This is a genomic window from Hydrogenophaga sp., assembly GCF_022844385.1.
Taxonomy (GTDB): domain Bacteria; phylum Pseudomonadota; class Gammaproteobacteria; order Burkholderiales; family Burkholderiaceae_C; genus Hydrogenophaga.
In genome coordinates, this window is sequence record NZ_JALHLX010000096.1 from 1 (window position 1) to 13740 (window position 13740).

The following is a 13740-nucleotide window of genomic DNA, read 5'->3' on the forward strand; positions in this document are numbered from 1 at the left end:
GGGAAAAGGGACCGCTTCACTCTACGCACCGGCGCACGCGATACCATCCGCCCGGCACCCGATGGCTTGTGCGCCGTTGAACCTTTATTCCTCCCACTTCATCCCACACCCCATGATCTACGCCAGCCTCAAGCTCATCCACGTCCTGTCCATCGTCCTTTGGATCGGCGGCATGTTTTTCGCCCACGCCTTCCTGCGCCCGGCGGTGCAGTCGCTGGAGCCACCGGTGCGCATCCGCCTGATGCACGACGTGCTCAAACGCTTCTTCACTTACGTGCAGGTTGCCGTCCTGCTGGTGCTGTTCTCGGGCCTGTGGATGATTGGCCGAGTGGCCAAGGAAACGGTGCAGGCCGGACTGCCGTTCAACATGCCGCTGGGCTGGACGGTGATGACCACGCTGGGCATCCTGATGATCGTGGTCTTCGGCCACATCCGCTTTGCGCTGTTCAAGCGCCTCTCGCGCGCTGTGAGCGCCAGTGACTGGCCCGCCGGCGGCGCCGCGCTGGCCTCGATCCGCACCTGGGTCGGCGTCAACCTGATCCTGGGCGTGGCCACCATCGCCGCGACCTTGTTGCTGGGTTGAACGGGCCGATCACCATGGGCTTCACCACCGAACACCAGCCCGGCGTTTGCGCGCAGCCGAGCGACGCCACGCGCGGCTTCGTGTTCAACCACAGCATGCTGCGCGTGAAAGATCCGGCCGTGGCGCTGGACTTCTACACCCGCGTCATGGGCATGCGACTGCTGCGCAAGCTGGACTTTCCCGAGATGTCGTTTTCGCTGTACTTCCTGGCGCGGCCTGAAGACGGCGCGGCACCCGACGACGTGGGCGCGCGCACCAGCTGGACCTTCAGCCAGCGCGGTGTGCTCGAGCTCACCCACAACTGGGGCACCGAGACCCAGGCCGATTTCAAGTACCACGACGGCAACGCCCAGCCGCAGGGCTTTGGCCACATCTGTTTTTCGGTGCCCGACCTCGCCGCGGCCGTGGCCTGGTTCGACGAGAACCAGGTGCCATACGTGAAGCGGCCCGACCAGGGCAAGATGAAAAACGTGGCCTTCATCAAGGACCCCGACGGCTACTGGATCGAGATCGTGCAGCCGGATTTGTTGGCGGGTCTCGGCGGCTGATCAGATCCCGGGTGATGGAATGCGCTCACCCCACATGCGCCGCCACAGCCAGTCCAGTGCAGGGCCGATGTCGGCTCGCTGTCCTTTGAGTTCGGGCCGGTGGCCACCGTTGGCGCGTGCCGCGTCGGTGCCCAGGTCGAAGCGGAAGGTGTAGCTCGGCTCCTGGCCCATGCGCAGGTCGGTCACGTACAAGCGCCCGCCCGTTTCCGACACGCTGTAGAAGCCGTGCGTGAACGCCGCCATGCGCGCCACCGAAGGCTCGTCGGCGTGGCGCTCCAGCAGGCCGGCGCCGCGCTCGTGGCGTGTCCAGACGACGCGTTTGTCGTCGTCCAGCAGCGAGTAGTGGCCTTCCAGGTAGTGCGTGGGCGTGGTGGCCACGAGCCGCCACAGCACGGTGTTGAACGGTGAAGGCGTGACCAGCAGGCCGGAGGTGGCAATGCCCTCTTGTTCCAGCGACGCGCGTGCCACTTGCGTGGCGTGCAGTTGGGCACCCACACCCCAGGCCAGGTAGAGCGTGCTGAGTGCCAGTCCCGCGATGTTCCAGTTCAAACCCCGCGGGTTCTTCAGGCGCAGCGCAGCGACCACGCCCACGATCAGCGGCACGGTGTAGAGCGGGTCGATGATGAAGATGCTGCCCACGCCGAACGGATGGTCGGTGAAAGGCTGCAGCAGCTGCGTGCCGTAGACCGTCATGGTGTCGAGCAGCGGGTGCGTGATGAGCACCAGCCACAGCGCCAGCCACCAGCGTTTGAACAGCGCCGCTTCGCCGTGCACACGCGATGCGATCCAGGCCAGCACCGGCGCGGCCAGCGTGAGGATGAAGAGCGCGTGGCTTTCGGCCCGGTGGCGCGTCATGTTGAGGATGGCGTCGCCGTGGTCGACGAAGGCGTCGAGATCGGGCAGGGTGCCGCCGATGGCGCCCCACAGCGCGGCTTTCCAGACCGCCGTGCGCCGGCCCATCACGGCCACGCCAACGGCCGAACCCAGGGCAATTTGAGAGAGTGAATCCATGGGCGCGAGCTTAAGCGCGGGGGCAGAGCCCCGTGGCCTGCTCGGGCTTTCCCGGTGTGGACTCAGGCCTGAACGACGATGGGAAAGGTGGCCTTGACGCCGTCGCTGCCCGAGGTGAATGGCACGGTGAGTGCCGCCCGGTTTTCTTCATTGAGCCGTCGCCACAGGAAATCGCGCTCGTTGCCCGGGTCGCCCGCCACATACAGCTGTGTGGTCAGCAACTCCATGCGGTCCAGCCGCACCTTGACGTGGATGTGCGGCGTGCGCCCGCCGTACTGCACCGGGCGGATGGTGCGGAAGCGGTAGCGGCCGTCGCGCCCCACGCTCATCTTGCCGAAGCCCTGAAAGGCCGGGTCGGCGCGGCCACCGTCGCCCGGGTGGTGGTAGTGACCCGCGTGGTCGCACTGCCAGATTTCGACCACCGCGCCCGACACCGGAACACCGGCCAGATCGACCACCGTGCCCTCGACCCAGGCCGGCTGGCCCCGGCCATAGTTCGCCTGGCCGTTCTTCAACAGGTCGGCGTCGCTGTCGGCCGGCAAGGCGACGGGGTAGAACGGGCCTTCGGTCTGGCTGGGGGTGGGGCGCAGGTTTTTCGCTTGTGCGATGGCAGACGACAACCAGGCGGGTGCGGCGAGGGCGGCGGCGCTGGCAATCAACAGGTGACGGCGGTTGGATGGCTGCTTCATGGTGACGGTCCGGCAGGTTGCTGCAAGTCCAGCGCGACGTACCGTGTCTCAAAGTCGCCGGGATCGCTGGGGTTGGTCGACTCTTGGAAGCCCAATGCCTTCGCAAGTTCCAGCATGCCGCGGTTGATTCGCAGCACCGTCCCGAAGATGCGCTGCGTGCCGCGCGCACGCAGGTGTTCGATGATCTTGGTCATGAGCTTGTGGCCCAGACCACTGCCCTTGAGGTCGGAGCGCACGATCACACCGAATTCGGCGCCGATGTTGTCCGGGTCGATAGCCACGCGCACCGCGCCCAGGGTTTCTTCCACGCCGTCGGGCCCAGGGCGGGTGGCAATGAAGGCCATCTCGCGCGCGTAATCGATCTGCGTGAGCCGGGCCAGCTCGCTGTGCTCAATGCTGCGGCGGCTGTAGAACACGCGCAGGCGGATGTCTTCCGGGTCGAGCTTCTCCAGGAACGTGCGGTGCTGGGCTTCGTCTTCCGGCCGGATCGGGCGCAGCGTGACCGGCTGGCCTTGCCAGTCCCACAACTCCACCAGCTCTTGCGGGTAGGGCTGGATGGCGAAGCGGTGGGCGCCGGCGGGTTTGCTGGCCGAGAGACGCACCCGCGCGTCCAGCGCCACCGCGCCTTCGTGGTTGGCCAGCAGGGGGTTGATGTCGAGCTCGGCGAGTTCGGGCACGTCGGCCAGCAATTGCGACACGCTCACCAGCACCTGCGCGATGGCATCCAGATCGGCGGCAGGTTCGTCGCGGTAGCCGCGCAGCAGTTTCGCCACGCGGGTGCGCGCCATCTGGGCGAGTGCCAGCGTGGTGTTCAGCGGCGGCAGCGCCAGGGCGGTGTCGGCCAGCACCTCCACGGCCACGCCGCCCTGGCCGAACAGGATGGTCGGGCCGAACACCGGGTCCACGCTGGCGCCGACGATGAGTTCGTGCGCGTGTTTCTTGCGCACCATGGTCTGCACGGTGAAGCCTTCCACCGTCGCGTCGGGCCGCTGTTCGCGCACGCGCGCCAGCATGGTGGCGCAGGCCTCGCCCACCTCGGCCGCGCTGCCCAGGTTCAGGCGCACGCCGCCCACGTCGGACTTGTGCGAGATGTCGAACGACAGGATCTTGAGCGCCACCGGGTAACCCAGCGCGTCGGCGGCTGCCTGCGCGTCTCGCGCCAGCGGCCCCACGACGCTTGTGGCCACCACCGGCAGGCCGGCGGCCTCCAGCAGGTCCTTGGCTTCGGGTTCGGTGAGCAGCTCGCGCCCGCTGGCGAGCACGCCGGCGACGATGGCGCGGATGCGCGGCAAGTCGACCGCATGCATGGCGCTGCGGGCCGGCGGAGTCTGCAGCAGTTCGGTCTGGTGCTCGCGGTAGGTGCGCAGCAGCGAAAAGGCGCGCACCGCGTCTTCGGGCGTGTTGAAGTCGGGCACACCCGAAGCGCGAAACAGCGCGCGCGCCTGCGCCACCGCGCCGTCGCCGAGCCAGCAACCCAGCACGCGCTTGGGGCTCGCGCTGGCCAGCGGCAGCAAGGCTTGCGCAATCTCCAGGCTGGGCACGATGGCCGTGGGTGCGTGGATGAACAGCACTGCGCTCTCGGTGTCGTGCGCCAGCGCTTCCAGCGCCTGCACATAACGCGTGGCCGGTGCATCGCCAATGATGTCCACCGGGTTGGCGTGCGACCAGTTGGCGGGCAGCACCGCATCGAGCCGGGCCTTCATTTCATCGCCGAGTGCGGCCAGCGGCACGCCTTCGGTGGCGGCTGCGTCGGCCGCCATCACGCCGGCTCCGCCGCCGTTGGTGAGCACAATCAACTGGTCGGCGCGGTTGCCGTTGAAGCGCGATAGCGTCTCGGCCGCGAGAAAGAGGTCTTGCAAGGTGTTCACGCGCAGCATGCCGGCGCGTGCGATCGCCGCGTCGAACACCGCGTCCGACCCGGCGAGCGCACCGGTGTGCGAGGCGGCGGCTTGTTGCCCGGCGGCCGAGCGCCCTGCCTTGACCACGATCACCGGCTTGTTGCGCGCCGCAGCGCGCGCGGCCGACATGAACTTGCGCGGCTCTTCGATGCTCTCGATGTAGAGCAGGATGGCGCGGGTTTTCGGGTCGCTGCCCAGGAAGTCGAGCATGTCGCCGAAGTCGACATCGGCACGTTCACCCAGCGAGACGAAATGCGAGAAGCCGATGCCGCGCGAGCCCGCCCAGTCGAGCATGGCGGTGACGAGTGCACCCGATTGCGAGACGAAGGCCAGCTCACCCTGGAGCGCGCCGGTGTGCGCAAAGCTGGCGTTCAGGCCCAGGTGCGGCACCAGCATGCCGATGCAATTGGGGCCGAGGATGCGCAGGGTGTGCACCCGCGCCGCGTCGAGCATGGCCTGCTTCTGCTGGGCGGTGAGTCCGGCGGTGAGCACGATGGCTGCGCGGGTACCGCGGGCACCCAGCTCCGTGATCAGGTCCACCACGGTGGACGCGGGTGTGCACAGGATGGCGAGTTCGGGGGCTGCGGGCAGCTTGGCCACCGAAGCCCAGGTCTTCACGCCATCCAGCTCGACGTGTTTGGGATTGACCGCGTACAGCTGGCCCTTGAAGTCGCCGTTGTTCAGGTTGCGCCACACCGTGCCGCCCACGCTGGCGGGCCGCATCGAGGCCCCGATGACCGCCACGGAGGAGGGCGAGAAGAGGGCGTCGAGGTGGCGGATGCTCATGGGGTGGGGGTGGGGCGGTTGGGTTCGGTGGTTTCCACAGGATCGAGAGGGGTGCCGCTGGTGCGGTTCGACGCCATCCAGGCCAGCAACGAAGAGCGCATGGCCTCTTCCACCGACATGTCGATGGGCGTGATCCAGCTGCGCGGCACAAACACGGTGTAGCCGCCGATCATGTAGCCCATGGGCAGGTACACGGCCACCTGGTCCAGCTCGGCCAGCTCGGGAGGCAGGCCCTGCATGTTCTGGCGCGTGACCAGACCGACGATGGACAGGTCGTTGCCCGGCATGCGCAACACCACCACCGCCTGCTGCTGCGTTTCCTTGTGGGGAGAAAAATAGTCCGCAAAACTCTTGAGCGAGGAGTAAATGCTTTTGACCACCGGCAGGTTGGTGAAGGGCAGTTCGATCCACGAGAGCCAGCGCGCCACGTTGGGCTGCGAGATCAGGAAACCCAGGCCGAGGATGAGACCCGCACCCAGCACAATGCCCAGGCCGGGCAGGTAAAAGTCGCCGATGAAGGGCCGGATCAACCACATGGCGATCGACTCGATCCAGGCCACGGTGAGGTAGAGCACGTAGACCGTGAGGGCGAGCGGCAGGAAGGTGATGAGGCCGCGGAAAAAATACTGGGTGATCGGTTTCATGGGGCGCCTTGGAGGGTCCTCGCGCGGGCTGTGCGCGCGAGCAGCGGGCAGCATAGCAGTCAGTCTCGCCGGGCAGTGTGACAACCGTCGGTGCGCCCGCCCACCTTGCATCCGGGGACAATGGCCCCAAGTGTGCGACGTTTGGCCCGGAAACCGGTGTGGGCTGGATCGGTGCACAGCCTGCCCGCGGAACCAACACCGGCCCTTGGGGCTCAGTCATCCATGAACGGTTTATTCGACTTTTTCGCCCGCCTGGTGCGCGGCTTGCTCAAGCTGGTGCTCGGCGTGGCCGCGCTGGTGTTTGTGCTCAGCCTGCTGCTGGCCACGTTGGTGGTGGTGCTGGGTGTGTCGCTCTGGGCGCTGATCACTGGCCGCAAGCCCGCGCCTTTTGTGGTGTTCAACCGCTTTCGCCAGACCTCTCACCGCTACACGCAGGGTGTCTGGCCGGGTCGTGGCCCGGTGCAGCCCATGGGCGATGTGGTCGACGTGCAGGCCCACGAAGTGCCCGATGCACCGACTCCTCGCGATGTGACGCCCCGGTCTGGAAACGACCCGATGGCGCGCGTGATCCGCTGAACTCAGTCGTCTGAACCGCCCTGGCGGCGTGCCAGCGCGGCGTCGTAGAGTGCGTTGCGGGGCTGGCCGGTGATCTCGGCGCACAGCTTGACTGCGGTTTTCAACGGCAGTTCTTTCAACAGCACGTCCAGCGTGCGCAGTGCGGTTGCGTCCACGCTCCCTTCGACTTCTGCGGTGGCCGGCTGGGGATGCACCAGCAACACGAATTCGCCGCGCGTGCGGTTGGTGTTCGCCTGCAGCCAGGCACCGAAGTCCTGCGCCTTGAGGTGTGCCACTTCCTCGAACTGTTTGGTGAGCTCACGGCCCACGGTCAACATGCGTTCGCCCAGTGCGCCCAGGTCCTTGGCCAGCGCCTCGATGCGGTGCGGTGCTTCGAGCAGCACGCAGCCCCGCGCATCGGCACCGATCAGCTGCACTTCGCGTTGCCGCTCGGCCGCCTTGCTGGCGAGAAAGCCGGCGAACACGAAACGACCGTCCCACCCGCCCATGCCCGCCACCGTGCCCGAGACGCTGAGCAGCGCGGTGATGCTGCTCGCACCGGGAATCGGCACGCTGCGCAGGCCTGCAGCGTTCACGGCCGCCACCAGGCGCGCGCCTGGGTCGCTCACGCCGGGTGTGCCGGCGTCGCTCACATAGGCCACGCGCTGGCCGGCCTGCAGGCGCTGCACCACGGTCTGCGCGGCCTCGGCTTCGTTGTGTTCGTGCAAGGCCAGCAGCGGTTTGTGCAGGCCGTAGCCCTGCAGCAGCGCGGCGGTGTGGCGGGTGTCCTCGCAGGCCACGGTGTCCACGAGCGAGAGCACCTGCAACGCGCGCAGGCCGATATCGGCCAGGTTGCCGATGGGGGTGGCGACCATGTAGAGCGCACCCTGCGGATAATGCTGGTGCGCCGCCGCGTCGCGCGCGGCCGCCAACAGGGATGGAGAGCTTGCAGACAATGTGGAGTTCCAGAAAAGACGTGGCGCCAGTGGTGCCTGCACCGACCACCAAGGCCCGGGGTGATGCGGCCGAAGACACTGCGCTCAAGCACCTGCAGCGCCAGGGTTTGCGGCTGGTTCAGCGCAATTTCAAGACCCCCGGACGGGGCGGTGGCGAGATCGATTTGATTATGCGTGAGCCCGACGGCACGCTGGTCTTCATCGAGGTGCGCCAGCGCGCCAGCCAGCGCCAGGGCGGCGCGGGCGCCAGCATCACCGGGCTCAAGCAACGCCGCATCGTGTTTGCCGCGCGGCACTTTCTGCTGCGGCTCGGGTCAGAGCCTCCATGCCGCTTCGACGTGGTGCTCATCGACGGCACCAGCGGACACATCGACTGGTTGCGCGCAGCCTTCGATGCGTCCTGAGCATTTGGATACAGACCCCACCGCTATGATCGCCCCATGCTTCTGCAACGCATCCAGCAACAGTTCATCGACAGTGCCGACCTGAAGTACCAGTGCGCACAGGCCCTCGCGCCCTTGGTCGAGGCGGCCACCAGTGCGGTGCTGGCCAGTGTCACCGGCGGCGGCAAGGTGCTCACCTGCGGCAACGGCGCTTCGGCTGCGGCCGCCCAGCATTTCGCGGCAAGCTTTGTTGGCCGCTACGACCGCGAGCGCCCCGAGCTGGCAGCGTTCTCGCTGTCGGCCGACGCCGCGGTGCTCACCGGCATTGCCAACGACTTCGACGTCGGTTCGGTCTATGCGCGCCAGGTGCGCGCGCTCGGCCAGGCCGGCGACGTGTTGCTCGCGCTCACCACCTCGGGCAACTCGCCCAACGTGATCGCTGCGGTGCAGGCCGCGCACGAACGCGACATGACGGTGGTGGCCCTCACCGGCGCGCGCGGTGGCCAGCTTGCCCTGTTGCTGCGCGACACCGATGTGCACATTTGTGTGCCTCACGATCTCGCCGCCCGGATTCTGGAGGTGCACCACCTGGTGTTGCACTGCATTTGCGACGGAGTGGATGCCCAGTTGCTGGGCCTGCCCGACGTGTCAACCCCCCACATGGAAAGTGACTCATGAAGCCAACCGCATCTCCCCGTTTGCAACGCATCACCGTGGCCACCTTGCTGGTCGCTGCGCTCGGCGCCACGCTCAGTGCGTGCGCTCCCCTGGTGGTGGGTGGCGCCGCGGTGGGTGCCCTGGTGGCGGTGGACCGCCGCACCTCGGGCGCCCAACTCGATGACCAAGGCATTGAATTGCGATCGAACAACCGCCTGAAAGACGAGCTGGGCGATGCGCGCGCGCGTGTGGCCGTGACGAGCTACAACCGCCGCGTGCTGCTCACGGGCGAGGCGGCGAGCGAGGCGGTCAAGACGCAGATCACTCAGATCGTTTCCGGCGTGAGCAACGTGCGCGAGGTCATCAACGAGCTCGGCGTGACCAACAGCCCCACGCTCAAGGAGCGCGCCACCGACACGCTGATCACCGGCCGCCTGAAGGCGTCGCTGGTGGACGCCAAAGACCTCGCGGCCAGCGCCTTCAAGGTGGTCACGGAGCGCGGTACCGTGTACCTGATGGGCCGCGTGACGCAGCGCGAAGCCGACCGAGCCACCGACCTCGCTCGCAACACTCCGGGTGTGTCGCGCGTGGTGCGAACCTTCGAGATCATCACCGAGCAGGAACTCGCCAACATGCAGCCCCGGCCGGCTGCCAACGAATCGAAGTAATCCACAAACAGCGCCCTTGGCGCTGTTTTTTACTTCAGCCGCTTGATCAGGCTGGACGTGTCCAGGCGGTTGCCGCCCATGGCCTGCACGTCGGCATAGAACTGGTCAACCAGCGCGGTGACCGGCAGGCGGGCGCCGTTGCGCTTGGCTTCGTCGAGCACCAGGCCCAGGTCCTTGCGCATCCAGTCCACGGCAAAACCAAAGTCGAACTTGTCGGCCACCATGGTCTTGCCGCGGTTGTCGAGCTGCCAGCTTTGTGCTGCGCCTTTGCCGATCACGTCCAGCACCTGGTTCATGTCCAGCCCGGCCTTCTGGCCGAAGGCAATGGCTTCCGACAGGCCTTGCACCAGGCCGGCGATGCAGATCTGGTTGACCATCTTGGTGAGCTGTCCGGCCCCGGTATCACCCATGAGTGTGAAGGCGCGCGAGAACGCCATCGCCGCAGGTTTCACATTGTCGAAGGCAGCTGAGTCCCCGCCGCACATGACGGTCAGCAAGCCGTTGACAGCGCCCGCCTGACCACCCGACACCGGTGCGTCGACGAAAGACAGACCCAAGGTCTTTGCGGCCTGGTACAGCTCACGCGCCACATCGGCCGAGGCCGTGGTGTGGTCCACAAAGATCGCTCCCGACGCCATGCCGGCAAACGCACCATCGGCACCCAGTGTGATGGAGCGCAGATCGTCGTCGTTGCCCACACAGGCAAACACGATCTCGGCACCCTGCGCCGCTTCGCGCGGCGTGGGCTTGTGCGAACCACCAAATTCAGCCACCCAGGCAGCAGCCTTGGCGCTGGAACGGTTGTAAACCGTCACCGAATGGCCAGCGCGAGCCAGATGCCCGGCCATGGGATATCCCATGACACCCAGGCCGATGAAGGCGACTTTTTTTGTGGGCGATGACTCGTAGGTTTTCTCTGCAATGTTGCTCATGAGATGGTCTCGGAGGTTGGAAGGGTTCTAAAACAAGAATGCCGCGGAACTGGCTCCGCCAGGCCGCAGGCATTGCCCCCTGGGGGGTGACGCGCCGCAAGGCGCGGCGCGGGGGGTCAAACGATCGTAAGGTGCTCGGTGCCCGCAGCCAGGTCGAGGGTTTTGGCCCGCTGGCTGTTGAGCTTGATCTGCAGGCGCAGATCGTTGAGCGAGTCTGCGTTGCGCAGCGCATCCTCGAAGGTGATCAGGTTGGCCTCGAACGCGTTGAAGAGCGCCTGGTCGAAGGTCTGCATGCCCATCTGGTTGCTCTTCTTCATGATCTCCTTGATCTCGGCGACATCGCCCTTGAAGATCAGGTCGGAGATCAATGGCGAGTTCAGCATGATTTCCACTGCGGCGTGGCGACCCTTGTTGTCCTGGCGCGGAATCAGCCGTTGCGACACCAGCGCGCGCAGGTTGAGCGAGAGGTCCATCAGCAGCTGGGCGCGCCGTTCTTCCGGGAAGAAGTTGATGATGCGGTCCAGCGCCTGGTTGGCGCTGTTGGCGTGCAGCGTGGCCAGGCACAGGTGGCCGGTTTCGCTGAACTGGATGGCGTGTTCCATGGTCTCGCGGTCACGGATCTCACCCATCAGGATCACGTCGGGCGCCTGGCGCAGCGTGTTCTTGAGCGCCGCTTCCCAGCTGTCGGTGTCCAGGCCCACTTCGCGCTGCGTCACCACGCAGTTCTTGTGCGGGTGCACGAACTCCACCGGGTCTTCAATCGTGATGATGTGACCGTGGGTGTTCTCGTTGCGCCAGTCGACCATGGCTGCGAGCGAGGTGGATTTTCCCGAACCCGTGGCGCCCACCAGGATGCACAGACCGCGCTTGGACAGCGACACGTCCTTGAGCACCTGCGGCAGGCCGAGCTTGTCGATGGTGGGCAGCACGGCGGGAATGGTCCGCATCACCATGCCGACCTTGCCCTGCTGGATAAAGGCACTCACTCGGAAACGTCCGATGGCGGGTGGCGAAATCGCGAAGTTGCACTCCTTGGTGCGCTCGAATTCCGCCGCCTGCTTGTCGTTCATGATGGCGCGCGCCAGCGCCAGCGTGTGTGAGGCGTTCAGCGGTTGCGGAGACACCTTGACCACCGAACCGTCAACTTTGATGGCGGGTGGAAAGTCGGCTGTGAGGAAGAGGTCGCTGCCTGTGCGGCTGAGCATCAGGCGCAGCAGGTCGTTGACGAATTTGGATGCCTGGTCGCGTTCCATGTGTCTTGCCTTCTTGTGCTCAGCCGGGGAAGTTTTCCGGGATCTTGGCCTTGCCGCGTGCCTCGGCCGGGCTGATCACATTGCGCTTGACCAGCTCCGAGAGGTTCTGGTCCAGCGTCTGCATGCCCACGTTGCTGCCGGTCTGGATGGCCGAGTACATCTGCGCCACCTTGGCCTCGCGGATCAGGTTTCGGATGGCGCTGGTTCCCAGCATGATCTCGTGCGCTGCCACGCGACCCGAACCATCTTTGGTCTTGCACAAGGTTTGGGAGATCACGGCCACCAGCGATTCGGACAACATGGCGCGAACCATGTCTTTCTCTTCGGCCGGGAACACGTCGATGATGCGGTCGATGGTCTTGGCCGCGCTCGATGTGTGCAGCGTGCCGAACACCAGGTGGCCGGTTTCCGCAGCCGTCATGGCCAGGCGGATGGTTTCCAGATCGCGCATCTCGCCCACCAGAATCGCGTCCGGGTCTTCGCGCAAAGCCGAACGCAAGGCGTTGGAGAAGCTCAGGGTGTGCGGTCCCACTTCGCGCTGGTTCACCAGGCATTTCTTGGATTCGTGCACGAACTCCACCGGGTCTTCCACCGTGAGGATGTGGCCGTATTCGGTTTCGTTGAGGTGGTTGACCATACCGGCCAGCGTGGTCGATTTGCCCGAACCCGTGGGGCCGGTCACCAGCACCAGGCCGCGTGGACGCAAGGCGAGGTCGCCAAAGATCTTGGGCGCGTTGAGCTGCTCCAGCGTGAGGATCTTGCTCGGGATGGTCCGGAACACCGCGCCGGCACCGCGGTTGTGGTTGAAGGCGTTGACGCGGAAGCGGGCCAGGCCCTCGATCTCGAACGAGAAGTCGCATTCGAGGAACTCTTCGTATTGTTTGCGCTGGCTGTCGTTCATGATGTCGTACACCATGCCGTGGACCTGCTTGTGGTCCAGCGGTTCGACGTTGATGCGCCTCACATCACCATGCACCCGTATCATGGGTGGCAGACCGGCCGAGAGGTGAAGATCGGATGCTTTGTTCTTGACGCTGAAGGCAAGCAATTGGGTGATATCCATCCCGGGGTCCCGTGCGGTGTTGAGGTATGACGGCAGATTATGACGACCATTGAACGCAATCTCCAACAGGTTCACGAGCGCTTGAAGCAGGCTTGTACGCTGGCGGGCCGAGATGCGAACGCCGTTGCCTTGCTCGCGGTTTCCAAGACCTTTGACGCAGACGCCGTCTGTCTGGCACTCGATGCCGGCCAGCATGCTTTTGGCGAAAACTATGTGCAGGAAGGCACGGAAAAGATAGAGACCCTGCGCCGACTCAGGCCGGGTGTTGCGCTGCAATGGCATTGCATCGGACCGTTGCAAAGCAACAAAACACGGCCGGTGGCCGAGCGTTTTGATTGGGTTCAATCGGTCGACCGGCTCAAGATCGCGCAGCGTTTGAGCGAACAGCGCCCTGCGGACTTGCCCGACTTGCAGATCTGCCTGCAGGTCAATGTGGACGGCGGTGCGAACAAATCGGGCGTGGAGCCTGAGGCGCTGGCCGAGTTGGCGCTGGCGGTTTCGCGCTTGCCTCGCTTGAAGTTGCGCGGGCTCATGTGCATCCCCGAACCGGTACCAGACTTTGAGACCCAGCGTGACCTGTTCATGCGCGCCAAGGGCTTGTTCGATCAGCTCAATGCGCAGGGCCTCGTGCTCGATACCTTGTCCATGGGCATGAGCGACGACCTGGAAGCGGCCGTGGCCGCCGGCTCGACCATGGTGCGCGTGGGCCGTGGCGTCTTTGGCAGCCGGCCTGCCAAGGTCACTTCAGGGGCTTGACCGTTCCACACGAAGCCGACAGCCACTTGCCTTGGCCGTCCAGGGTCGTGCTCACCGGCTTGCCCTGGTGCGTGGTCTTCATCAGCATCTTCATGGTGTAGGCGGTGTCACCGCTGAAGGTGTAGGTGCCTTCGCCCGAGGACGGGGGTTTCTTGCAGACAAAGTTCATCTTGAGGGTGTTGGCGCTGCGCGAGGTGATGGTGGTCGTGCACTCACCGTCGGCCTGCACCGGCATGTCCTGCTTCGCCGCCATCTCGGGCGTGATGCAGACCTTCATGGCCATGCCACCGCCCGCACTTGCGTCCGGCATCGACATGCCCTGCCTGGCCATCATGTCCTGCATCATCTTTTTCTCGGC

General features: G+C 65.7%; 16 protein-coding genes. 7 read left to right on the forward strand and 9 right to left on the reverse strand.

Annotation, left to right across the window (positions count from 1 at the left end):
- The first annotated feature begins 112 nt into the window (after positions 1-112).
- Positions 113-583 carry a CopD family protein gene (locus Q0C59_RS14430; protein WP_291216616.1) on the forward strand — a complete coding sequence of 157 codons (471 nt, stop codon included), beginning with the start codon at positions 113-115 and terminating at the stop codon, positions 581-583.
- A 14-nt stretch (positions 584-597) separates the two neighbouring features.
- A complete protein-coding gene (gene gloA, locus Q0C59_RS14435) occupies positions 598-1131 on the forward strand; it encodes a lactoylglutathione lyase (RefSeq protein ID WP_291216618.1) in 534 nt (177 codons plus the stop codon).
- On the opposite strand, the gene Q0C59_RS14440 is transcribed toward gloA, so the two are convergent.
- The 4 genes from Q0C59_RS14440 to Q0C59_RS14455 form a co-directional block, all read right to left on the reverse strand.
- Positions 1132-2142 carry a metal-dependent hydrolase gene (locus Q0C59_RS14440; RefSeq protein WP_291216619.1) on the reverse strand — a complete coding sequence of 337 codons (1011 nt, stop codon included), beginning with the start codon at positions 2140-2142 and terminating at the stop codon, positions 1132-1134. It abuts the gene before it with no gap.
- Between the two features lie 62 nt (positions 2143-2204).
- Positions 2205-2831 (reverse strand): protocatechuate 3,4-dioxygenase, encoded by a 627-nt coding sequence (locus Q0C59_RS14445; RefSeq protein WP_291216620.1) that lies wholly within the window; start codon positions 2829-2831, stop codon positions 2205-2207.
- On the reverse strand, positions 2828-5515 hold the full coding sequence (locus Q0C59_RS14450; protein WP_291216622.1) for a bifunctional acetate--CoA ligase family protein/GNAT family N-acetyltransferase: 2688 nt from the start codon (positions 5513-5515) through the stop codon (positions 2828-2830). The genes Q0C59_RS14445 and Q0C59_RS14450 overlap by 4 nt, the downstream gene beginning before the upstream one ends.
- Positions 5512-6159, reverse strand: coding sequence for a DUF502 domain-containing protein (locus tag Q0C59_RS14455; protein ID WP_291216624.1), 648 nt, complete (start codon positions 6157-6159; stop codon positions 5512-5514). The genes Q0C59_RS14450 and Q0C59_RS14455 overlap by 4 nt, the downstream gene beginning before the upstream one ends.
- Positions 6160-6381: 222 nt before the next feature.
- On the opposite strand from Q0C59_RS14455, the gene Q0C59_RS14460 reads away from it, so the two are divergent.
- Entirely contained in the window at positions 6382-6735 is a 354-nt protein-coding gene (locus Q0C59_RS14460) for a hypothetical protein (protein WP_291216626.1), read from the forward strand.
- Positions 6736-6737: 2 nt separating this feature from the next.
- Here Q0C59_RS14460 and rsmI read toward each other — a convergent pair whose 3' ends face one another.
- Complete coding sequence (gene rsmI, locus Q0C59_RS14465; RefSeq protein WP_291216628.1) at positions 6738-7670, reverse strand: 16S rRNA (cytidine(1402)-2'-O)-methyltransferase; 933 nt, start codon at positions 7668-7670, stop codon at positions 6738-6740.
- Between rsmI and Q0C59_RS14470 the strand changes: the two genes are divergently transcribed.
- Genes Q0C59_RS14470 through Q0C59_RS14480 form a run of 3 tightly spaced genes read left to right on the forward strand, consistent with a single transcriptional unit; the run spans position 7670 to position 9378 of the window.
- Positions 7670-8074, forward strand: a complete 405-nt coding sequence (locus Q0C59_RS14470; protein WP_291216629.1) for a YraN family protein — start codon at positions 7670-7672, stop codon at positions 8072-8074. The genes rsmI and Q0C59_RS14470 overlap by 1 nt on opposite strands.
- 36 nt (positions 8075-8110) lie before the next feature.
- On the forward strand, positions 8111-8731 hold the full coding sequence (locus Q0C59_RS14475; RefSeq protein WP_291216630.1) for an SIS domain-containing protein: 621 nt from the start codon (positions 8111-8113) through the stop codon (positions 8729-8731).
- Positions 8728-9378, forward strand: a complete 651-nt coding sequence (locus Q0C59_RS14480) for a BON domain-containing protein (RefSeq protein ID WP_291216632.1) — start codon at positions 8728-8730, stop codon at positions 9376-9378. The genes Q0C59_RS14475 and Q0C59_RS14480 overlap by 4 nt, the downstream gene beginning before the upstream one ends.
- A gap of 29 nt (positions 9379-9407) precedes the next feature.
- Here Q0C59_RS14480 and Q0C59_RS14485 read toward each other — a convergent pair whose 3' ends face one another.
- The 3 genes from Q0C59_RS14485 to Q0C59_RS14495 all read right to left on the reverse strand — a co-directional run bounded on the left by Q0C59_RS14485 (position 9408) and on the right by Q0C59_RS14495 (position 12626).
- Complete coding sequence (locus tag Q0C59_RS14485) at positions 9408-10310, reverse strand: NAD(P)-dependent oxidoreductase (protein WP_291216634.1); 903 nt, start codon at positions 10308-10310, stop codon at positions 9408-9410.
- A 116-nt stretch (positions 10311-10426) separates the two neighbouring features.
- Complete coding sequence (locus tag Q0C59_RS14490) at positions 10427-11563, reverse strand: PilT/PilU family type 4a pilus ATPase (protein WP_291216636.1); 1137 nt, start codon at positions 11561-11563, stop codon at positions 10427-10429.
- Between the two features lie 19 nt (positions 11564-11582).
- On the reverse strand, positions 11583-12626 hold the full coding sequence (locus Q0C59_RS14495; protein WP_291216638.1) for a type IV pilus twitching motility protein PilT: 1044 nt from the start codon (positions 12624-12626) through the stop codon (positions 11583-11585).
- Positions 12627-12665: 39 nt separating this feature from the next.
- On the opposite strand from Q0C59_RS14495, the gene Q0C59_RS14500 reads away from it, so the two are divergent.
- On the forward strand, positions 12666-13382 hold the full coding sequence (locus Q0C59_RS14500) for a YggS family pyridoxal phosphate-dependent enzyme (RefSeq protein ID WP_291216640.1): 717 nt from the start codon (positions 12666-12668) through the stop codon (positions 13380-13382).
- On the opposite strand, the gene Q0C59_RS14505 is transcribed toward Q0C59_RS14500, so the two are convergent.
- A partial coding sequence (locus tag Q0C59_RS14505) for a DUF3617 domain-containing protein (protein ID WP_291216642.1) occupies positions 13366-13740 on the reverse strand: 375 nt, incomplete at its 5' end. The two genes, Q0C59_RS14500 and Q0C59_RS14505, sit on opposite strands and share 17 nt — an antisense overlap.